22 protein-coding genes are annotated in these 21,231 nt (G+C 64.7%); 8 read left to right on the top strand and 14 right to left on the bottom strand.

Going from position 1 to position 21,231, the window contains the following annotated elements; genetic code table 11:
* Positions 1 to 60 precede the first annotated feature (60 nt).
* Entirely contained in the window at positions 61 to 1,041 is a 981-nt protein-coding gene (gene glk, locus CKO23_RS14130; protein ID WP_200332249.1) for a glucokinase, read from the bottom strand.
* Between the two features lie 526 nt (positions 1,042 to 1,567).
* Between glk and CKO23_RS14125 the strand changes: the two genes are divergently transcribed.
* Positions 1,568 to 2,302 carry a glutathione peroxidase gene (locus CKO23_RS14125; protein WP_200332247.1) on the top strand — a complete coding sequence of 245 codons (735 nt, stop codon included), beginning with the start codon at positions 1,568 to 1,570 and terminating at the stop codon, positions 2,300 to 2,302.
* 226 nt (positions 2,303 to 2,528) lie between these two features.
* Entirely contained in the window at positions 2,529 to 3,905 is a 1,377-nt protein-coding gene (gorA, locus tag CKO23_RS14120) for a glutathione-disulfide reductase (RefSeq protein WP_200332245.1), read from the top strand.
* 499 nt (positions 3,906 to 4,404) lie between these two features.
* Here gorA and CKO23_RS14115 read toward each other — a convergent pair whose 3' ends face one another.
* From CKO23_RS14115 to CKO23_RS14065, 11 genes are all read right to left on the bottom strand, one after another.
* Complete coding sequence (locus CKO23_RS14115) at positions 4,405 to 4,986, bottom strand: hypothetical protein (protein ID WP_200332243.1); 582 nt, start codon at positions 4,984 to 4,986, stop codon at positions 4,405 to 4,407.
* 149 nt (positions 4,987 to 5,135) lie between these two features.
* Positions 5,136 to 5,366, bottom strand: coding sequence for a hypothetical protein (locus tag CKO23_RS14110; protein WP_200332241.1), 231 nt, complete (start codon positions 5,364 to 5,366; stop codon positions 5,136 to 5,138).
* An 80-nt stretch (positions 5,367 to 5,446) separates the two neighbouring features.
* On the bottom strand, positions 5,447 to 5,833 hold the full coding sequence (locus CKO23_RS14105; RefSeq protein ID WP_200332239.1) for a Mor transcription activator family protein: 387 nt from the start codon (positions 5,831 to 5,833) through the stop codon (positions 5,447 to 5,449).
* Positions 5,834 to 5,944: 111 nt separating this feature from the next.
* Complete coding sequence (locus CKO23_RS14100) at positions 5,945 to 6,832, bottom strand: hypothetical protein (protein WP_200332237.1); 888 nt, start codon at positions 6,830 to 6,832, stop codon at positions 5,945 to 5,947.
* A complete protein-coding gene (locus tag CKO23_RS14095; protein ID WP_200332235.1) occupies positions 6,829 to 7,068 on the bottom strand; it encodes a hypothetical protein in 240 nt (79 codons plus the stop codon). The genes CKO23_RS14100 and CKO23_RS14095 overlap by 4 nt, the downstream gene beginning before the upstream one ends.
* 204 nt (positions 7,069 to 7,272) lie before the next feature.
* Positions 7,273 to 7,530, bottom strand: a complete 258-nt coding sequence (locus CKO23_RS14090) for a hypothetical protein (protein WP_200332233.1) — start codon at positions 7,528 to 7,530, stop codon at positions 7,273 to 7,275.
* The gene (locus tag CKO23_RS14085) at positions 7,527 to 7,730 is read right to left on the bottom strand and encodes a hypothetical protein (protein ID WP_200332231.1); all 204 of its coding nucleotides are present in this window, start codon (positions 7,728 to 7,730) and stop codon (positions 7,527 to 7,529) included. Before CKO23_RS14085 ends, CKO23_RS14090 begins: the two co-directional genes overlap by 4 nt.
* A gap of 517 nt (positions 7,731 to 8,247) precedes the next feature.
* Positions 8,248 to 9,852, bottom strand: coding sequence for a DUF3987 domain-containing protein (locus CKO23_RS14080; protein ID WP_200332229.1), 1,605 nt, complete (start codon positions 9,850 to 9,852; stop codon positions 8,248 to 8,250).
* Positions 9,849 to 10,028 carry a hypothetical protein gene (locus CKO23_RS14075; protein WP_200332227.1) on the bottom strand — a complete coding sequence of 60 codons (180 nt, stop codon included), beginning with the start codon at positions 10,026 to 10,028 and terminating at the stop codon, positions 9,849 to 9,851. The genes CKO23_RS14080 and CKO23_RS14075 overlap by 4 nt, the downstream gene beginning before the upstream one ends.
* A gap of 622 nt (positions 10,029 to 10,650) precedes the next feature.
* Entirely contained in the window at positions 10,651 to 11,136 is a 486-nt protein-coding gene (locus CKO23_RS14070; protein WP_200332225.1) for a hypothetical protein, read from the bottom strand.
* Entirely contained in the window at positions 11,133 to 12,158 is a 1,026-nt protein-coding gene (locus tag CKO23_RS14065) for a site-specific integrase (protein WP_200332223.1), read from the bottom strand. The genes CKO23_RS14070 and CKO23_RS14065 overlap by 4 nt, the downstream gene beginning before the upstream one ends.
* Positions 12,159 to 12,340: 182 nt before the next feature.
* Between CKO23_RS14065 and dusA the strand changes: the two genes are divergently transcribed.
* On the top strand, positions 12,341 to 13,348 hold the full coding sequence (gene dusA, locus CKO23_RS14060) for a tRNA dihydrouridine(20/20a) synthase DusA (protein ID WP_200332221.1): 1,008 nt from the start codon (positions 12,341 to 12,343) through the stop codon (positions 13,346 to 13,348).
* A gap of 155 nt (positions 13,349 to 13,503) precedes the next feature.
* On the top strand, positions 13,504 to 14,379 hold the full coding sequence (locus CKO23_RS14055) for a DMT family transporter (RefSeq protein WP_200332219.1): 876 nt from the start codon (positions 13,504 to 13,506) through the stop codon (positions 14,377 to 14,379).
* 45 nt (positions 14,380 to 14,424) lie between these two features.
* Here CKO23_RS14055 and CKO23_RS14050 read toward each other — a convergent pair whose 3' ends face one another.
* Positions 14,425 to 16,056, bottom strand: coding sequence for an AAA family ATPase (locus CKO23_RS14050; protein WP_200332217.1), 1,632 nt, complete (start codon positions 16,054 to 16,056; stop codon positions 14,425 to 14,427).
* Between the two features lie 188 nt (positions 16,057 to 16,244).
* Between CKO23_RS14050 and CKO23_RS14045 the strand changes: the two genes are divergently transcribed.
* The gene (locus tag CKO23_RS14045; protein ID WP_200332215.1) at positions 16,245 to 16,445 is read left to right on the top strand and encodes a YgaP family membrane protein; all 201 of its coding nucleotides are present in this window, start codon (positions 16,245 to 16,247) and stop codon (positions 16,443 to 16,445) included.
* A gap of 36 nt (positions 16,446 to 16,481) precedes the next feature.
* Here the strand turns inward: CKO23_RS14045 and rimO are convergent, their stop codons facing one another.
* Positions 16,482 to 17,828: a 30S ribosomal protein S12 methylthiotransferase RimO gene (gene rimO / locus CKO23_RS14040; RefSeq protein WP_200332306.1), complete on the bottom strand. Its 1,347-nt coding sequence runs from the start codon at positions 17,826 to 17,828 to the stop codon at positions 16,482 to 16,484.
* A 499-nt stretch (positions 17,829 to 18,327) separates the two neighbouring features.
* On the opposite strand from rimO, the gene CKO23_RS14035 reads away from it, so the two are divergent.
* The 3 genes from CKO23_RS14035 (at position 18,328) to thiO (ending at position 21,036) form a co-directional block, all read left to right on the top strand.
* Positions 18,328 to 18,861 (top strand): FKBP-type peptidyl-prolyl cis-trans isomerase, encoded by a 534-nt coding sequence (locus tag CKO23_RS14035; RefSeq protein ID WP_200332213.1) that lies wholly within the window; start codon positions 18,328 to 18,330, stop codon positions 18,859 to 18,861.
* 78 nt (positions 18,862 to 18,939) lie between these two features.
* Complete coding sequence (ispH, locus tag CKO23_RS14030; protein ID WP_200332211.1) at positions 18,940 to 19,893, top strand: 4-hydroxy-3-methylbut-2-enyl diphosphate reductase; 954 nt, start codon at positions 18,940 to 18,942, stop codon at positions 19,891 to 19,893.
* Between the two features lie 57 nt (positions 19,894 to 19,950).
* Positions 19,951 to 21,036 (top strand): glycine oxidase ThiO, encoded by a 1,086-nt coding sequence (gene thiO / locus CKO23_RS14025; RefSeq protein ID WP_200332209.1) that lies wholly within the window; start codon positions 19,951 to 19,953, stop codon positions 21,034 to 21,036.
* Positions 21,037 to 21,231 lie beyond the last annotated feature (195 nt).

Raw genomic sequence — 21,231 nt, 5'->3', positions numbered from 1 at the left:
AGCGGGCGATGCCCGGTCCGACCCCACGCCCTCCCCGATCGCGGACAACAGCGGCCGGCTTCATCGCGCCGCCATGAAACGGGCTGAACCGAGCAACGGGGTGTGCGGCTGCAGAATCACGCGCACGGGCATCCGCCGCATCAGCGAGCCCATGCGCCCCTTATCGAAAAAGCCCTCGAGAAAGCCGCCCTTGCGCAGATACGCGAGGTTCTTGAGCGCAATGCCTCCGCCCAGATAGACGCCGCCGAGCGCCATGTGCTTGAGGGCCACGTTGCCGGACTCGCGCCCGTAGAGCCGCATGAAGAGATCCATCGCCTCGGCGCACAGCGCGCAGCGCGCATCCGCCGCGGCCTGGGCGACTGCCGCCGCCGTGTCGCCGCCCTCGTCGATGGCCTTCTGCATCCAGTCGGGCGGGCGGACATCGTGGCGAGCCAGCAGAAACTCGTAGATGTTGGCGATGCCTGGACCAGAGACCAAGCGCTCCCAGCTGACACGACCGTAGCGAAGCTTGAGGTAGGAGAGGAGCGCGAACTCCAGGTCATCGACGGGCGCGAAGTCGGTATGTCCGCCCTCGGTCGCGAACGCATGATGGCAGACGCCATCCCAGAAGAGGCCGGCCTGCCCGAGCCCGGTGCCGGCGGCGACGACGCAGGCATTACCGCGGCTCATGGCATCGCCCGAGTGGATCTCGGCGAGGTCCTGCGGCTGCAGGGCGGGAACGCCCCAAGCCACGGCCTCCAGATCGTTGAGGAGCTCCACGCCCGCGAAACCGAAGGTCTGCTCCAGGGCATCCGCATCCAGCACCCAGGGAAGGTTGGTGGTCTCGGAGCGCCTGTCCTGGATGGGACCGGCAACCGCGAAGGCGGCGAAGCGGCAATCGATCCCCGTTTCAGAGAGATAGCGCTGGACGATCTGATCGAAGGTGCCGAATGCGGCGCTCGGATAGCGTTTGGGCTCGGAGAGCTCGACGCGCTCACCGTCCGTCTGCGCGACGGCAAGTGCTGTCTTGGTTCCACCGATATCACCCACCAAAAAGCGCATATCCAGTCTCCAAATCTCGAGGCGGCGAGCATGCCGTCATCGTCAGCTGGTTAAGACAGGCCGTCGATCAATGGGCGGCGATGATAGCAAGTTGCAGCAGCGGCGGCGAAATTCCGGCACTGCTGCATCCGATCGGCGTTTCTGTGGCTTGCGAGCGGGTTCTGCGACGGGGTCGTCACCGCGGGATCGCTATCCTCGGCTGCCGGTTACGACCGCGAGTCAGCCGCAACGCAAATGGCCTCGGCGGAGGACGTGCGGGGCCAGGGGATCAGGCTCGACCACTGAAGACGTGATCGGGCTTGATCCAAGCGCCGCAAGACCACAGATGCCGTCATGGTATTGGGGCAGGCGCCCATTTATCGGCATTAACGATCGGAACGATTTTAACAATCCATTTTCCAGATTACGCATCATTGCGTAGGATGATACTCCAGCAGGCCGCAGACAGCGGCACGCGCAGGCTCAACCCCCGATATCAGTCCGTGTTACATCAACCAATCTTTTGATGACAGCCAGGAGCTTTACCATGTTCGAAGATCGTACAGGCAGCCGCGTCCCCAGTGTGACCTTCCACACCCGCAAGGGCCACGAGTGGGTCGATGTGACCACGGATGAGATCTTCGGCGGCAAGACCGTCGTCGTCTTCTCGCTGCCGGGTGCCTTCACCCCAACCTGCTCCTCCTCGCATGTGCCGCGCTATAACCAGATGGTCCCGGCCTTCAAGGCGCATGGCGTGGACGAGGTGGTCTGCATGTCCGTGAACGACACCTTCGTGATGAACGAGTGGAAGGAGTCGCAAAGCGCGGAGAACGTGACCTTCATCCCCGATGGCAACGGCGACTTCACCGCCGGCATGGGCATGCTGGTCGATAAGGACGCGCTCGGCTTCGGCAAGCGCTCCTGGCGCTATTCCATGCTGGTGCGCGATGGCGTCGTCGAGAAGATGTTCATCGAGCCGGACGTCGAAGGCGACCCCTACGAAGTCTCGGATGCCGACACCATGCTCGGCTACATCGCACCGGAAGCACCCAAGCCGATGGATGTCGCGGTCTTCAGTCGCGACGGCTGCCCCTTCTGCGTCAAGGCCAAAGAGGCGCTGCGCAATGCCGGTATCCATTTCGAGGAACTGGTGCTGAACAAGGACTACACCGAGCAGGGGCTGCGCGCGGTCTCCAACGCGGCGAGCGTTCCCCAGGTCTTCGTGAACGGCAAGCACATCGGCGGCTCCGACGCCGTCCTGGCCTGGCTGGCCGAGCGTTAGTACGCCCCATCCTTCGCATGTCCGGCCGGCGCCCTCCTCCCCGACCCTGGGGCGGAGGGCGTTCTGCGCTCTGGGGCAGGCGACAGCCGAGCGGCGCGCTCCGGGCCTCGCGCAGCGACCATCGGGTCGCGACGCCCGAACACAGCCGCAGGCTCACGGATACGGCACTGAATTCACCCTAGGCAGAGCAATCTGCTAGGTAAAGCAATCGGCTAGGTACAGCAACATGAGTCAGCATTTCGACTTGATTGCCATCGGCGGCGGCAGCGGCGGTCTCGCGGTGGCGGAAAAGGCCGCCCAGTTCGGTCAGCGCGTCGCCATCGTCGAAGGCGGCAAACTCGGCGGCACCTGCGTCAACGCCGGCTGTGTTCCCAAGAAGGTCATGTGGTACGCCGCCCACCTCGCCGAGGCCGTGGCGGATGCCCCGGATTTCGGCGTCCGGGCCAGCGCCCAGGGCCTGGACTGGAAGACGCTGATCGACGGACGCAATGGCTATGTCGCCAAGATCAACAGCTATTGGGATGGCTATGTCGAGCGGTTGGGCATCACCCGCATCGACGGCTACGCGCGCTTCGTCGACGCGCACACCATCGCCGTCGGCGACCAACACTACAGCGCCGACCACATCGTCATCGCGACCGGCGGTCGGCCGATCGTGCCCGGCATGCCAGGCAATGAGCTGGGCATCACCTCGGACGGTTTCTTCGCACTGGAGGAGCAGCCCAAGCGCGTCGCCATCATCGGCGGCGGCTACATCGGCGTCGAGCTGGCCGGGGTCTTGAGGGCCTTCGGCACCGAGGTGACGATCGTCGCCCTGGAAGACCGCCTGCTCTGGCTGTTCGATCCACTCATCAGCGCGACGCTGGAAGCGAACATGAAGGCCGCCGGAACCGACATCCATCTGGAGTTCGAGGTCGCTGGGCTCGAGCGCGAGCCGTCCGGGCTCGTCCTGGCCGCCAGTGACGGCCAAAGGCTCACAGGTTTCGACCAGGTCATCTGGGCCGTGGGGCGCGCGCCCAACACCCGCATGCTCGACCTGGAGGCGGCTGGCGTCGAGGTCAAACCCAATGGGATCGTCCCAACCGATGCGTATCAGAACACCAACGTGCCGGGCATCCACGCGCTTGGCGACATCACGGGCCGCGACCCGCTCACCCCGGTCGCGATCGCCGCGGGCCGACGCCTGGCCGAGCGACTGTTCAACGGTAAGTCGGACCTGAAGCTGGACTACGACAACATCCCGACGGTCGTCTTCGCCCACCCGGCCCTCGGCAAGGTCGGCCTGACCGAGCCGGAGGCACGCGAGCGCTACGGCGACGTGCTCACCGTCTATGAGACCAGCTTCACGCCCATGCGCTATGCGCTGAACGCGCACGGCCCCCAGACCGCGATGAAGCTGGTCTGCGCCGGTCCGCAAGAGCGTGTGGTCGGCATCCATCTCATCGGCGACGGTGTTGATGAAATGCTGCAGGGCTTCGCGGTCGCGGTGAAGATGGGCGCCACCAAGGCCGACCTGGACAACACGGTCGCCATCCATCCTGGGAGCGCGGAAGAGCTGGTAACCATGAAGGAGCCCGTTCGACGTCCCGGCGAGCAACCCTGACGGCAAGAGCGGCTTTCAAAGCCGCCCATGCCCGGACACCAGGCGCCGGCGCTGACTGCGCTCAGGCGCTTGGCCGTTGGCGCGCGCGAAACGCCCACCTCGACGCGGGCCGTTTCCCCGCTGTTTCGCACGGAGTCACATCCCAAGGGCGCCTTTTTGATAGCATCCCCGCACGCAATGCGCCCCCTGCTGCGTTGCCGCCACGCCCGGCGCTCCCAGCCCGCTTCCCCGATCACAAGACCACAGATGCATCCTCGACCCGCCGAACGCCTTCAGCCCGCCGAGCGGCCCGCGCTCGACCGCCGCCTCTCCGTCGCACCGATGCTCGACTGGACGTACTGCGCCTAAATACTACTTTCAGCACATAGGCTTATAGCCGCTCACCTGGTACATGGTGCGCATCTGGTACAGTGCGAAAAGCCGTAGTATTTCCGTAGGAATCAGGCGTCGGACATGAAAAACCCGCCACTCGGCGGGTCGGTTGGTCATGGTGGATCGCCTAGCCGAGCTTGACGACTCGCCACTTGAGGACAGCCGACACGTCGGCTTCGGTGATACCCATCTCCAGGGCGATCCCTGCGGGCGTCTGGCCGTCGTCGCGCAGCTCCCGGGCGGTTGAGCGCAGTCGATTAAGCGCCTCGACCACGGCCGGCTCTGGCGCTCCTGTACGGGTGGCGATCGTGCGGACGGATAGGCCGGCGCGCTTCGCTTCGAGGATGCGGCGGTCGCGGTCGGTGAGGGTGTTCTGCATGGTCTGCTCCTTCAGGTACTCCTCGAACTCCGCTTCCAGCGCAGGATCACGGAAGCCGGACGGGCCGGGCTCGCGCGGTAGATCGGCGATCCGCTCGCTCAGAACAGAAAGGTTCCGTTTCAGCCGCTCGATTTCAGCACGCGCTTCATCCAGGGCGTTACCTGATAACAGTTGGCTATCGGCTCCAGCCACCAAGGCGGTGAGGTCTTGCGGCTTCATCCGGCCCAAGGCGCTGGCTGTAACCGGGTCACACCAGACGGTGGCCCTGGTCAATCCGCTCGATTTCAGCCGTTCACGGTAGGCGCGTTGTCGTTCTGCATTGCTGGCCATGAGATTCCCTCGCTTGCTGTTATCGGTAACGGCAAGGATAGTCCGTTATCGGTAACGGCGCACGCATAAAAAACCCGCCAGGGGGAAAGCATGCCGATGCTCGCGGTGGCGCACGACGGTTTGAAAGGCGGATCTCGGGTTTTCTCAGCTCAGTCGGGCAGATCAACTTGCACGGGTGGCAAGTCCAGACCGCGCATGATGGCTTTGCGAATCACATCGGCCAGTGATCCGCCAGTGCGCCGTTGCTCCGCCAGGAGGCGCCATTGCAGCTCGCCAGAGGCAAGGAAACTCAGCTCTCGCTGCCCGGTGGTGAACGACGTCGCGCGGCATGCGCGCTCGCGCTGCGCCTTGACTATTTCTAACAGCTCGCGCCTTTGCATTGGCTGTTGCCCTCCCCTGAAACCTGATAAATCCCGAGATTCACCTTTCAAACGCAAAACGCAAAGGCTGTGCGTTGAGATCACGCGGCATCGTGCCGCCAGGTCTGGATCTCGTCTGCGTCGGCCTGCTTCGCCCGAACGTGCTTCAGACGTTCCTGCCGGATGACCTTGTAAATCTGGTTCTCGCTTAGCCCGTGCTTACGACAAAGCTGCTTGATGGCGGCCGGCCGGTCGAAGCGTTCCTCAAGCCAGGCGCTATAAATCGCGGCGTTGCGCCTCGGCAGTTCAAAGCGAGCCGCGAGCGGCACGTAAATGACAGATCCGCCATACACGCTAACGAAGGAATGCGCCGCTCGGTCGGCGACCTCCTCCGCTCGGTCGGCGGGCAGTTGGTTCTGCAAAGCGTCCTCGATCGCGATCCTGAGCAGTTGGACGCATTCGGTGATCCCATTCGCAGGTAGCGGCATGACAAGCCCTCGGTGATGTTTGCGCGAATCGGGGCGACTCATGGGAGCCGGGGACCATCGCGCGCGTCCCTGGGGTGCGGCCGCGACCTACCACCCGCGACCGCGCCTTGCTCAGAACAAGGCGGGGCGGGCCTTGCTCAGTCGTTCGCGCTCCAGTCGGGCGGCTTCGGTGAGACTGAGCGGATCGAAGCTCTGACGCGCCGGCGGATTGCCGCCGAGCGAGCGGAAAAGTTGATCCAGACCGGTGAGGCGGTTACGCGCCTCGATTTCCCGAGCGGCCAGTTCCTGCCAAGCCTGACTCGCGGCCTCCAGCTCGGTCGCGGCGATCGACTGAGCACACAGCGCAGTCAACGGGGCCAAGTCCGCCAGGGCCTGATGGGCGAGCACCAGACGATGGGCGAGCACGTCGGCGACGGCTTGGGCCTCCTCCAGACGGGCGGATAGGGCGTCCGCGTTCCGCAGTGCCGGTTCGGCTTCCTGATCCAGACGTTCCAGATCGGCCGTAGCGGCTTCGCCGAGAAGCACCTTGGCGGACAGTTCGGCACGTCGGGCCGCGTGCTCAGATCGCACGTCCGGGCCGCTGGCAAGGGCACCCACAAGCTCAGCCTGCTTCGTCGCGGCGGCTTCCAGCTTCGTGACCGCCTGACGGGCTGCGTCCAATGACGTCAGGTGCCCCTTGATGTCCTTGTCAGTCAGTACAATCGGCTGGTGGGCCTCATGCTCGAGCACGGCGAGGCGGGCGCGGATCTCTTCACCCCGTGCCCGCAGGTTGCGCAAAGCCACGTCGCTGGCGTCGGCTTCGATCTGGCGGGCCTGCTGCTCAGGGTCATCCAGCGCGCCACGGGTGCGTGCCGTACAGTTCTGGAGCTGGGTCGCGGCCTCGCGCTGGCGGGTTCCGGCTTCGATCATGCGTGGTCCGAGCTCGGTCTGCTCGGCGCGCAGCTCGCGGCCTTCACCGATCAGGGCGAGACGGGCTTGGTAGAGCTGCGCAGCGCTCATGCGGCACCCCCAAGGATGCGCACATCACCACGCGCGGCGGCCTTCTGGTACGCCTGATAACCGGCTTCGTCGCTGCCGAATTGCGCCCGCTCGGGATTGATGACGGTGCCTCCGAGGCTGTTGATGTAGCGCCTGGCGGCTAGCGGCTGAAGCGATTTCAGCCAAGCGACGGTTTGGGGGCCTGCAATGCGGCCGGACTGCCAGGCTTGATCGATCAGGGTGGCGGTTGAGTCCATGCGGATCTCGAAATCGATTGAGAGTGAAGCGAGCATCGCGCTAATGCCGGTTAGGAATCCTCAAACGCGTGTTAGTGATGGTCCGGTTCAGTATTACGAATCTGCGCCCAGATGACCCGACGATAACGGGGCCGATTGCGCTGTATCGCCATTATGTCAAGTCGCGCACCGCCCCTTTTGATCGTGACGGCGACTATTGAAAACTCAGTGCATGCGGATTTTTGGGGTGGGGACGCGCGAGGCTGGCGTGGGGATCTCGACCCACTGACGCCCATCCCACGCGCGGCTCGGCGCGGGATCGTCAGAGACAACATTGGCATGCGCGGGCACGAGCGACGCCTTCACCCAGAACTCGGGGCATCTGCGCCAGTAGTTCCCGCCCGACACCAGTCGCTCGCCCGACGGACACCAGCCGGTCAGGCCATCCCACAGCAGGCAATCGACGCAACGAACCCGCTTCATATCGCGCCCTCCCTGGGGACCAGCCGCAGCCGCGATCGGCGTTCCAGCACGGCCGTGGCTCGATCGCGCTCGGCGTGCTGCGCCCGCAGCCAGCCATCGAACAGCGCCCAGGCCTCCTCAACGGGCAGGTCCACGATGTCCGCGCCCCACGATGGGCCGTCAACCCAGATGGTGTCATCTACGAACGTGAGTTGTGTCATAGCAACCCCTCCTGAAGGCGCCGGGCGAGGTTGGGCCATCGCTCGCGGCCGGGCCGCCTGTCTGGATCGGCGGATGTCGGCTGATAGCCCACGCACCGCTCCAAGCGATCCGTGATGGGTTCGTACCGGGTAGATGTCATCGGCAGCTCACCGCGCCGGGCCGCGCCACATCGGCCATCCGGCTCCAGCCTGGTGCAGTCGATACACATTCGGCGATCGGTCTCGATGAATCGCAAGTCGCTTGCGACGGTGGACCCCTGCGATTGTTGCGATTCCTGCGACTCGCCAGTAATGGCGCGGGATTCAGCCTTGCGACGGTCTTGCGATTCCTTGCGACTTTCGGGCAGCGGGGCCTCAGTCTCGGGTGAGAAATCGCAAAAGTCGCAACCGGGTCGCAAGCCTTCGAGCCCAGTAACTGCGCTGGTTGTCGCAGGAATCGCAGATGTCGCAGGGGTGTCTGTCGCAACGTGCGCCGCGACGGGCTCGGACAGGATGTCGGCGATCAGTGCTTGTACACTCATTGCGGCATCTCCGCGCGCCAGCGGTTTCCATCAAGACTGGTGACGAGCTCCATCTGTGCCAGCGTCGCCAATGCCGTATCGCGCACAGACTTCGAGCGGATGGCGCCAGGGCCAATATGCAGGATGTCGGACGCGCGAGCGGTCGCGCCAGGTTGCTCCAGAAGCCACCTGTAGAGCGTCAGGGCGTGCGCGCGGGCCGTGCGGGCCTCCCGGTCACCGAAGACACCGCGCCACGTCTCCAGCGCATAGGCGGCCAGATGGATAGCGTTTCGCATCGCCTCGGCGCTGATGTGATCCTCTTCGCCATAGACGGCGAGCACGCCAGCGATTCTGAAGGCTTGCTCGGTGGAGCGGACGGCATAGGGCTTGATGTCGCGCAGTTCTGCCCGCCGGCCCTTGGCGGCCTCCTCCATCCGCTCGAAGTAGGCGCACGCGAGCCGCATCGCATCATCGGTCGGTTCAAGGATCGGCAGTTCTGAGCAATCATCGCCGAGTCGGCGATCAAGGAGAACGGTGCACGCGCGCCAGAATGCGGCGATCTCTGGCGACTCGTTCGCCTTCCAGGGCCGGGCCTTGCGTGGGTCTGACGGCTCCGGCCATGCGATCAGGAACCGTGGCCAGAAGCCGATTCCCGACAGCATAGGGTCGCTCATCACATCGGCAGCGGCGCCAGGTTGGATGAGCCAATGAATCGACAGCCGGCGGTCGTAGAGCTGGAGCCGTCCAGTTGTCCCGCGCGAGACGGACAGTTCGCCATCGTCCCAAAGCGCGTTAAAGGTCGCGGCCGACTTCGCCCGGTTGTCTGCATTCATCCCGTAGCCTGCGAGGATCGCGGCGGCCTCACTCGAGAAGATGCCTTGGGACGGCACGCCCTGGGCGAACGATCGGCGGATGCCTTCCACGGTGCCATCCCGGGCGATGCGGTAAGGCTCCGGTGGAACCTCTGCGCGATCCTCGCCCTTGCCCTTGGGCGCCTCCTGGATCGCGCGGACGAGCTCCAGATATTCACGGGCCTCGTTGCGCTGGCGGGCCTGCACGGCAGATTGCGCCACGGCGTCGCCTGTACTCTTCCCGTCTCCCGATTCGCCGATGGTCAGGCAGTAGAGCGACAGCGGTTTGACGCTCTCGATGGTGCGGACGTTGGCGACCGACTGCGCCAGCATGGCAGCGACGGCGAGAAGGCTTTGCCCTGCCATCGCCGGGCGGATCTGGGCGCCAGCGGCCAGGGCATTGCAGGCGGGCGCCAGCGGGCCTAGGGCGGCTATCGGATACTCAAGCGACGGTGGCGCCTGAGATGTCAGCATGCGCGTTGCGATGGCGACGGCGGCGCTCTTCATCTCAGGAGACAGCGGCGGCTCGCCGGCAGGGCCGCGCAGTCGGTACCCTTCGGTATCCCAGCACGCGCCGTCAGGGCCGACGTAGTGTCCGGCTCCGTCCTTGGTCACGCGGGTCCGGGATCCGTCGGGCTCGATCAGGTGCCAGACGCCAGGGGTCTTCGTCTCCCTGATCTCGGGGAGCGGCGCCTCCTCGGCCGGTGGGGCCTGGAATTCCACCTGCGCCCGGACCTCGGGCGTGAGGCGGTCAGTGTTGACGGTGGTCATGGACGTGCCCCCAGACCGCTGATGATGCGATCCTCAGGCATGGGGCATCGATACGGGCCGCGCGGGTGGCGGGTGGCCTGGTATCTGCGGGTGTGATCGCCGATGGTGAGCAGGCCGCGGGCCTTGCGCCAGGCATAGCCTGTGCGGGGGCCATTGGTGCTGGTCTTCTGGAACATGTGTCGAACTCCAAAAAAGGCTGGGTTCGACCTAGAAGGCAGCAGGGGCGAGAGCGCGGGGCGTGATGGAACACGGACCCATGGGGTATAATCTCTCCCGCCGGTGCAAGCCGATCTTCGGTCGGATTGCTTTACGCGGGACGCCTTGCCGGGCTCCCGCGACGGCTCAAAGAATACTCTGCATCTGCCCTCGTCTCAATTGCGCCTGCCAGGCTGCCCCCTGAGCAGGCGGCTTCATTTCTGGGGAGTCTCATCTTCACGCTGCAGCCCTCCGCGTCATGCGCTCCAACTCCCGGAGCGCGTCACTCAGGCGCGTGCGCGGCTGCCTCCCGACTTTGACGACGGGTGAACGCAACCGGCCAATGGATCTCATGTTGGCCACGCTGCCGGGCGCGTAAGCCTCCTTATCACCCCCTGCGAGGATGACTCCATACTCGGCGTCATTGAGAAGGACGTTCTCATTTCCAACTTCACGCCCCTGGCGGAAGATCTCGGCGAATGAGCGTTTCGGTAAAATTCGGCGCTTTGCCATGTGACTCGTCTCCGTGTTGATGACGAGTCCATGCTGCCGGTGAGAGCAGGGGTGCTTGCGCAAGAACCGGTTCTTGCGCAAAAAAGGCTATCAGCCCTTGAGCTTCTTCACTGCTGTGAACGCGCGCCGGGTCGCGCTCGGCTTGCTGTCGGGATCGATCTTCAGGAACTCGGTGTCGAATGCCTTCCAGGTCGGGCGCCTGCCTGGGTGCTTGCGCAGCTCATCCCAAGCGGTGCAGCCGATGGCGAAATCACGCGCAGACGAGACATTCTTGCCCTGGCGGTTGCCAGCTTGACGCTTGCGAAAATACTGGCCACTCGAAACGATCCCCAGCCACAGTCCAGCATTGGCGATTGCGGCCTTGTCATCCGTGAATAGTGATCGCCATACCTCGGAAACGGCACCAATGACACGCTGCGCCTCTTGCGCGTCGGGCTCTGCAATGTCCTGGGTGACTGGCGGCGCGCCCATCTTGGTCACCACGTAGCCGTGACGGCGCAAGATCTCGGCGTTGTAGTTCCACGCTCGGCTGAGGACCTCGAGTAGCTGCTGCTGCGACTCATAGGCGCCGATCATGGCGCATCCCGGTGCAGGTCTCGCGCTTCGAGCTGGGTGTATCGCCGGAGCTGCTTCCAGTCCCGGTGACCGGAGACGAGCGCCACCTCCTGTACCTGGTAGCCAGCCTCGAAGAGCAGACTGATCCCGTGGTGACGCAAATCGTGAAAGCGCAGGTCGTCGATCTTCGAGCGCAGCACAGCGCGCGTGAAATTGGCGCTCACTGACTGCGGCTTGAAGGGGAAGATGCGCGGCTCGCCCTCCGTGCGCGGCTGACGCTGAACGATGCTCCAGGCGTCCCGAAGGAGCGGGACAGTTTGATCATTGCCGGCCTTCTTGGTCGGGTGCTTGCGATCCCGAATGACGATGGTCCGGTCCTGCTTGATGATGTCATCCCATCGAATCGCGCAGATCTCGGATAGGCGCATCGCCGATGCGATCGCGAAGCACACGACGTCATGCATGGGCGTTGTCATGTTGCGCAGGGCGGGACGCTGCCAGTAGGCGTACAGCCGCTCCAACTCCTCGGGCGTCGGTCGGCGGTCCCGCTCCTGAGACGCTGCAACAAGCCCCTCTCGCCTCAGCACGGCGCGCGCGTCGGTAGCGGCTTCCACGGACACAGGGATATCCCAATGCGCCCTAGCCGTCTCCAGAAGGCCCCTGAGATAGATCAAGTCCTGAGCGACGGTTGCGGGCCCCGCGCCATGCTCCGATGCACGCATGCGGCCATACTCGATGATGCGCGGCTTGTCGAGCGCAGCCAGGACCAAGGGGCCGAGGTTGTGCTCGAGCATGCGCAGACATGCGGCCTTCGTCTTGCCCTGGTCTGGCATCTCGCGCCGATACCTGACGATCAGGTCGGAGACAGTCAGGTTTTCCAGTTGGCGCGGATCGCGAAACGCGCGCCCCTCCATGTCTCGCTCGGTCTCCTTCGCCCATCGCTCCGCCATGCCTTTCGTCTGGAAGGTCTTCGAGATCGGCGGGTGCCCCTTCTTGCGCACGATGGCGCGCCATCGCTTCCCGCGCTGCTGATAAGCTGCCATGCGGTACGGTCTCCACGTCAGACTGTGCCAACGGCTGGCGCGTGTTCGCTGCACGCGCCGGCCAATCCCCTGATGTACCACTTCCCGGTGTACCACCTGCCTGACTTGGTGCAGTTGGTACAAATCAGGCACAGTGCATCAGGTAGCAGTATATCGCTAACGGTGTGGAAGAGTGACGAATAATGTACCAACAAGGCAACGAAAACAGCGGTATAGCAGTTAAGCCAGTGATTGAATTGGACCGTCGCCTGTCCGTCGCCCCCATGCTCGACTGGACCGACAGGCACTGCCGCTACTTCTTGCGCCTGATCAGCAGGCATACCCTGCTCTATAGCGAAATGGTGACCACGGGCGCGCTCATTCACGGCGACCGGGACCGCTTCCTGCGCTACGACCCCGCCGAGCACCCGGTCGCGCTGCAGCTCGGCGGCTCGGATCCCGCGGACATGGCGCGCTGTGCGCGGCTGGGTGCGGACTGGGGCTACGACGAAATCAACATGAACGTCGGCTGTCCTTCGGATCGGGTGCAGAACGGGCGCTTCGGCGCCTGTCTGATGGCCGAACCGGCTGTGGTGGCGGACTGCGTCGCCGCGATGAAGGATGTCGTGGAGGTGCCGGTGACGGTGAAGTGCCGGATCGGGATCGACGATCGGGACAGCGAAGAAGCGCTGATCGACTTCATCGGCCAGGTGACGCAGGCCGGTTGCGACGCCGTCATCGTGCACGCCCGCAAGGCATGGCTGAAGGGCTTGAGCCCCAAGGAAAATCGCGACATTCCACCCTTGAGGTACGACCTTGTGCTGCGGCTCAGAGAGACGTTTCCGAGTCTTTGCCTGGCGATCAATGGCGGCATCAAGACACTCGATGAGGCGGCCGGCTTCCTTGCCGATCTCGACGGCGTCATGATCGGCCGCGAGGCCTATCACAACCCGTGGATTCTGGCCGAGGCGGATCGGCGCATCTTTGGCGACACCCATCCCGTGCCAACGCGACAGGAGGTTCTGACGGCTTTCCTGCCGTATGCGGAGCGTCAGCTCGCCGCCGGTGTGCCCTTGAGCGCCATGAGCCGGCACCTGCTTGGGCTCTTCCAAGGGCAGCCCGGTGCCAGGGCGTGGCGGCGGCGGATCAGCGAGAACGCACACCGCCCGGGCGCTGGGGTCGAGATCATCGCCCCCACGCGAACGATCTGAACTCGCGGAAGGATCTGGCCTCAAGCACAGGGGCACAGGCGCCGAATCCCGACCCTGGCCGCTGATCGCGCAGCCATCCGGAACGAGCCGCTCACGTCAGACGCCATCGCCATTCGGGCCAGGATGCTGGATCGCCAACCCGCCGCGGGACAGACATGACCTGGATCACCCTCTCCCTACTCTGCGCCCTGAGCCTCGCCAGCGCGGACGCCACCACCAAGGCCTGGCTGCAAGGATTCTCGGCCGTCGAGCTTCTGATCGTGCGCTTCTGCGTCCCCGGACTGCTGATGACACCGCTGCTGTCGGGCCTTCCCCCGCTCGCCGAACTCCCCCTCGCCTTCTGGCTCTGGATCGCCGCCCTGGTGCCTCTGGAATTGGCCGCCATGCTGCTCTACATGGCCGCCATTCGTGATCATCCCCTGTCGCTCACGGTGCCCTATCTGGCCTTCTCGCCGGTCTTCGTGATCGCGATCGCCTGGGCGCTGCTCGGCGAGCATGTCTCGGCGCGTGGCGCGAGCGGCATCCTGCTCGTGGTCCTCGGGGCTTGGCTGCTGAACGCCACCCAGGCACGGATGACTGACTGGCGGACCTGGATGAGACCGCTGACCGCCATTTTCTACGCGCGTGGATCCCGACTGATGCTGGGCGTCGCCGTCATCTACGCGGTGACCGCGACCCTGGGCAAGGGCGCCATGCAGTACGTCCCGCCGGAGTCCTTCGGCGCCTTCTACTTCGGCGTGCTGGGGCTGACGGTCTTCGTCCTGGTGGTGCTGCCACGGCCGCGGCGACTGCTGAAGCTCGGGAAACGGCCCTGGGCCGTCTTGACCGTGGGCGGCTTGCTCGCCGTCATGGTCTTCACCCATTTCCTGGCGATCCAGCAGGTGGAGGTGGCCTACATGATCGCCGTCAAGCGCACCAGTCTGCTCTTCGGCATCCTCTATGGCGCCCTGCTGTTCGGCGAAGAGAATATGGTCGCGCGCATCCCGGCCGGGCTCATCATGGTGTCCGGGGTGGCGCTGATCCTGGTGTAGCGGGACGTCACACAGACCGCGGCGGCCACGTTCGAGGCGCGAGATCTAACCCTGAAGCCGCTGTCGCTCCCCCGCCTCCGGGTGGGCCTCCGACCTCTGAATCTTCGGCGTCTCCTGATCGAGAATCGCGTCGATGCGCGAGAGGACATCCACCAGCTGCGGCTCGCGACTGGTATCGACCAGCACGGCATAACCGCGCTCCCAATCGTTGAGGCACTGCCGGCCGGCATGCTGACGCTCCAGGACGGCCAGATCCGCCTCCGAGGCGTCGTCGCCCCGAGACAAGCGGCGCATCACACGCTCGCGCAATACATCCAGCGGCGCATCCAAGGCCAGGATCCCAAACCCGGCACGATGTTTGGCTGCCAAGTCATGAAAGCGCTCGCGCCGCTCTCGGGCGATGAAGGTGGCATCCACCAGAACGTCGTAGCCACTCGCGAGGATGGCGTCCGCCAGCCGATGCAGACGGTCGTAGGTCCAGTTGGTGGCATTGGGGAAGTAGATGCCCTTGCCGACCTGCGTCGCGGTGCGCTCGAGCTCGTGGAGACCGAACAAGCGCTTGCGCTCCAGATCGGAGCGCAGATGGATCATCGGCCGAACCTCGCGCAGTCGATAGGACAGCCGGCTCTTGCCCGAGCCCGGCAGCCCGCAGGCGATGAGCAGATGCGGCCGGCGGGGCTGCGTATAGGACTCCGCCAGGCTCAGATAATGCGTGCACTGGCGGCGAATGTCCGCCTCCTCCGAGGGCTGGAGATCGCGCTGGCCAAGCCGAATGGCCAACACCTTCGCGCGAACCATGGCGCGATACACCTTGTAGAAATCGAGCACCCTCAGCGCACCATAGTCGCCGCTGCGCTCGAGGTAGCGATTGAGGAAGAGCTGGGCGTGCGCCCTCTCGCCGGATTGCTCCAGGTCCATGACGAAGAAGGCGATCTCACTGGCGGTATCGATCCAACGCAGATTGGGGTTGAACTCGATGGCGTCGAAGATGCAGATCTCGCCATCGACCAGTGCGATGTTGCCGCGATGCATATCGCCATGGCACTCACGCACGAAGCCCTCGCGCCGACGCTTCTCCATCACGGGCGTCAGCTCGGCGAAACGCCTCCGTGTCCAAACCTCCAGGTGATCCAAGCGCGCGATGTTCGCGGGAATCACCGAGCGCGACCTGATCTGACGGAGGTTTTCGAGCATGGGCTCGAGGATGACGACCGGGGCGCCATAGGCCGACGCCTCGTCAGCGACCGGGATCCTGGCATGGAACTCAGCGACCAGCTCGGCCAAGCGTCGCATCAGCTCGGAGGACAGGGGCAGCCGGTCGAGCAGCGACGCCTGAGGGAAACGCCGCATGTGGACGGCGAACTCCAGCGCGACACCCTCCCCGCCGACCCGCGGCGCGTCGGGTTCGCCAGTCAGGGCGACCACGCCCAGATAGAGCTCCGGCGCCAGCCTGCAATTGAGCCTCAACTCCTCGTCACAGCAGAGGTGGCGGCGCTCCAAGGTGGAGAAATCCAGGAAGCCAAGATCGAGCGGCTTCTTGAGCTTGTAGGCATAGGCGCCGGCCAGGAAGACATGGGAGATATGCGTCTCGAGGTGCTCGACGGTCTCGACCGCATGCGGGTAGGCGTCAGGCCGCATCATGCCAGCCAGCAGCCGAGGAAAGTCTTCGGGTTCCATGGATCCACCACCCCTTGCAGCCAGGTTGACCAGCGCTCGAGTCGTCCCTAACGCCCCAGAGACCGGATTCCGGTGATCCAGCAGGGACTGGCTCGGTTGAACAAAGCCATCTGAGCTGAGTAAGATCGGGGTATGCGCCCGTCCCTTTCATCCCTCGTCCCTTTCATCCCTTAAGTGTAGAGAATCCCATGACCATCGAACGCATCGTTTTTGCCGTCGCAGGCGCCTTCATCGTCATTTCGATCGGCCTGGCCCACTTCGTGAGCCCCTACTGGCTCTGGTTCACCGCCTTTGTCGGCGCCAATCTCTTCCAGTCCGCCTTCACCGGATTCTGTCCGCTGGCGCTCATTCTGAAAAAGCTCGGCAAGGAGGCTGGATCGGCGTTCTGAGAGTGTCGAGCACAGCTGAGCGCCGGCCAGCCGCGATCAGTCCTCGACCGGTACGGCCCAGAGATCGTGCTCGCCTGAATCCGTCACCTCCACCTCGATGAAGTCGCCGACTTCGATCTCCCAGGCGCCCGGGATGATGACTTCGCCGTCGATCTCGGGCGCATCGGCATAGCTGCGCGCGATGATGGCGTCCTCCTCGACGGCATCGACGAGAACGGTGAGCCGCTGGCCGATGCGCGCGGCCAGTTTCTCCCGACTGATCTCCGCCTGCACGGCCATGAAGCGCTCACGGCGCTCTTCCTTGACCGCCTCCGCAACGGGATCGGGCAGTGCGTTGGCCGCGGCGCCTGCCACCGGCGAATAGGCGAAACAGCCGACACGGTCCAGACGCGCCTCGCGCAGGAAATCCAGCAGCCGCTCGAATTCGGCCTCGGTCTCCCCCGGGAAGCCGACGATGAAGGTACTGCGCAGCACCAGCTCGGGACACTGCTCGCGCCAGCGGGCCAAACGCTCCAAGACCCGCTCCGTCGCCGCCGGCCGCCGCATCGCCTTGAGCACGGACTCGCTGCCGTGCTGAAGCGGCATGTCCAGATAGGGCAGGATCAGGCCATCGGCCATCAAGGGGATCAGCGCATCCACATGCGGATAGGGATAGACGTAGTGCAGGCGCACCCAGGCGGGCAGATCGCCCAAGGCACGCGCCAGATCGGTGATATGGGTCTTCAAGGGTCGACCGCCCCAGAAATCCGGGCGATGGCGCAGATCCAGCCCATAGGCGCTGGTGTCTTGGGAGATGACCAATAGCTCCCGCACGCCGGCCTCGACCAACTGTTGCGCCTCCTCGAGCACCGCGCCGATACCTCGGCTGACCAGATCGCCGCGCAGGCTTGGGATGATGCAGAAGCTGCATCTATGATTGCAGCCCTCCGAGATCTTCAGATAGGCCAAGTGACTCGGCGTCAGCCGCACCCCCTGCGGCGGCACCAGGCTGGTGAAGGGGTCATGCGGGGCCGGTAAATGCTGCCGCACCGCCGCCATGACCTCCTCCAACGCCTGAGGTCCGGTCACCGCGAGCACCTCGGGGTGAGCGCGGCGAATCACCTCGGCGCGCGCACCGAGACACCCCGTCACCACCACGCGGCCGTTTTCGGCCAGTGCCTCACCGATGGCCTCGAGCGACTCCTCGACGGCGGCATCGATGAAACCGCAGGTGTTGACAATCACCAGATCCGCGCCCTCATAGCTCGGCTGTATGGCATACCCCGAGGCGCGCAATTGGGTCAGGATCCGCTCGGAGTCGACCGTCGCCTTGGGACAACCGAGGCTGATGAAGCCGATCCGTGCCCCGATGCCGTCAGCGGTCGAGTCCGAAGAGGACGAGATGCCAGAAAGAGAGGCTGCGTTCAAAGAGGATGCGTTCAAAGGGTGAAATGCCTCGGCTTGTATCCATATTAACGGGGTTGATGAGTCGAATCGCCGGGTACTCCACCACGCCCGCCTCGAGCCAGATAGAGACCGCGAGTCCGCCTGACGAGACCCGCGGAGACCTGCGCACAGGACGCGGCGGCGTTCGGCCCAATCGGACCAGGGATGCGTTGATTAAGCGGTGGATTTGCGCAAGGATAGCGGCGCTCGTGATCTGTGAGCCAGTCGACCTCATCGCCCGGCGAACCCGATCCCAACCTCACCACAGACGAACGGACAGGGTATGAAAAGCTGTAAACTCTGTAAGTACAGTCGGATCTGTAACGATCTACCGGGCATTTGTATTCTACTCCCATATGTCGCGATTGCCGTGGTCGTCGTGTCTCTGGGCTATCTCTTTGTCACCCAAGAGCTGATCTAAACGGACCCAGCGGAGACCGAGCGAGCGTCGTCGCGCATGCAGCAGCAGACCGAGACGGATCAGACAGCAACACCCGTCGATCGAGGCATCTCCCCCGGCTGCGGCGTCTGCCTGCACCTGGAGGTACGCTTCCACGATGGCCTGATCGCGCTGTCCACCTTCGAAGAAGATCCCATCCGCTGCCGGATCGGCGACGGCACCTTCACGCCGGCCTTCGAGGCCCACCTCCAGCGTCTCCGCGCCGGGGCGGACACCGAACTGGTCGCGAACGGCTCCGATCTCTTCGGAACCTACGACGAGGCCAACCACCACTGGGTGGACCAGGACGATTTCCCCGAGCAACTGCATCCAACGCCTGGGCAGGTAGTCAGCTTCGCGAGCCCTGGTGGAGACGAGGTGAGCGGCATCATCCTGGCCGTCGAGGATGGACGTGTGCAGGTCGATTTCAATCATCCCCTCTCCGGACGACCCCTCTGGATCCGCATCCAGGTGCTCGCGGTCGAGCCGCAGGACGCCGCGACACCCGCCGACGCAGGGAGCGGTCTGAGTCCGGTCGCAGCGCCGCCTTAGAGCGCGGGCGCCCGCCCCGGAAAACCTTACTTGGCCCCAGCTGTTTCAACATCCCCTCTTCCCCTATGCTCATCACCCATGAATATTCAGCTTGCTAACCCCCGCGGATTCTGTGCCGGCGTCGACCGAGCCATCGCCATCGTCGAGCGCGTGATCGAGCGCTACGGCGCGCCCATCTATGTGCGCCATGAAGTGGTCCACAATCGCTTCGTCGTCGAAGGGCTGAGGGCGCGCGGCGCCATCTTCGTCGAGGAGCTGAGCGAAGTTCCCGAGGGTGCGACGCTGGTGTTCAGCGCCCACGGCGTCTCGCAGGCCGTTCGTCAAGCGGCCGAGGCGCGCGACCTGCGTGTGTTCGACGCGACCTGCCCGCTGGTCACCAAGGTCCACCTCGAGGTCGCCCGGCATTGCAAGAACGGCATGGCCGTGATCCTCATCGGTCACCGCGGCCACCCCGAAGTGGAAGGGACCCTGGGACAATGCCAAGACGATGGCGGGAGCATGCATCTCGTCGAGCGCCCGAGCGACATCGATTCGCTGCAGATCCCGGATCCCGAACGCGTCGCCTACGTGACGCAGACGACGCTCTCCATGGACGACAGCCGCGAGATCATCGCCGCCCTGCAGGCACGCTTTCCGGCCATTCAGGGTCCCAAGAAGAGCGACATCTGCTATGCGACCCAGAATCGCCAGGATGCCGTGCGCGAGCTTGCGACGCGCATCGACCTGCTCTTGGTGGTCGGATCGCCCAACAGCTCGAACTCCAACCGGCTGCGCGAACTCGCCGAGAAGCAGGGTTGCATGGCCCACCTGATCGACGGACCCGAGGACATCCAGCGCGCATGGCTGGACGGCTCGCCGCGGATCGGCCTGACCGCGGGCGCCTCGGCCCCGGAAGTCTTGGTCGAGCGCGTCATCGCGCAGCTGCGCGACTGGGGAGCCGCCAGCGTCGAGGAGCAGGACGGCATCCGCGAGCAGGTCGTCTTCCCCCTCCCGCGCGAGCTCACCGGCGAGTCGGCCGACGCCAGAACCTGAACCGGTCTCGGCGCCGGCATCCAGAATCGAGATCACAACGGACCAGGGGGCCATGCGATGAAAGACGTGCTCGTCATCGGCGGCGGAATCATCGGACTGCTGACCGCGCGCGAGCTGCTACTCGCGGGCGCTGAGGTCACCCTGATCGAGATGGGAGAGACCGGCCGCGAGGCGTCATGGGCCGGCGGCGGCATCATCTCGCCCCTCTATCCCTGGCGCGCGCCCGAGCCCGTGACCCAGCTGGCGACCTGGAGCCAGGAAGTCTACCCCGCGCTGACGACTACCCTGCACGACGAAACCGAAATCGATCCAGAGCTGACCCAGAGCGGCCTGCTCATCCTCGACACGCTCGATCTGGAAGCCGCGCTCGACTGGAGCGCGCGGCACAACCAGCGGCTAGAGGTCGTCGAGGCAGCGCGTCTGCACCAGATCGAGCCGGAACTCGGCCCTCGCCCGGATCGCGCCCTGCTCTTCCCGGACATCGGCCAGTTGCGCACACCGCGACTCGCCAAGGCGGTCAGACGCGCCCTCGAGAAACGCATTCGACTGCGCGAGCGCGAGGAAGTCCTGGAGCTTCTTGTCGAAGACGGCCGGGCCATCGGGGTACGCACGCCGAAAGGGCGGATCGAAGCCGAGCAGACCTTGATCTGCGCGGGTGCCTGGACCGCCAAGCTGCTTGAGCAGCTCGGCAGCAAGCCTGACATCGAACCGGTACGCGGGCAGATGATCCTCTTCTACGGCAAACCCGGTCAGATCAACCACGTCACGCTGCGCGACGGACACTATGTCATCCCACGCCGCGACGGCCGGGTGCTGTTCGGCAGCACCATCGAGCACGTCGGCTTCTCCAAGACGACGACGGCCGAAGACAAGGAAGCGCTCTACCGCGCCGCGGTCGAGCTATTCCCCGTGCTCAGACACACGCCGATCGAAGACCACTGGGCCGGACTGAGACCCAGCTCCCCCAGCGGCATCCCCTACATTGGCCGCTATCCTGGCATCTCCGGCCTCTTCTTCAACGCCGGCCACTTCCGCAACGGACTGGTCACCGCCCCCGCGTCCGCCAGGCTGGCCGCGGATCTCCTCCTTGATCGCGCACCCATCCTAGACCCGAAACCCTATGCGCTGGATGCCATCCGCTGACAGAAGATCCTGGGCATAGGGATCGGACACCCTCCTCGCCGCCAAGAGCGCGGCGATCGTTTTCCGCCTCAGGGCGAGCGCGTATAATATTTTTCAAAAAGAACCGGTTGCGGCAGTCTATCGGGAAACAGCCTCAGGAGGTTCCCATGTCTGCCAGTATTGTCGATCATTTCGCCCCCCTTAACGACCCGCGCG

Origin of the sequence: Thiocystis violacea (assembly GCF_016583565.1) — a bacterium.
Lineage (GTDB): Bacteria > Pseudomonadota > Gammaproteobacteria > Chromatiales > Chromatiaceae > Thiorhodococcus > Thiorhodococcus violaceus_A.
This window is presented reverse-complemented; position numbering and strand designations above follow the sequence as displayed.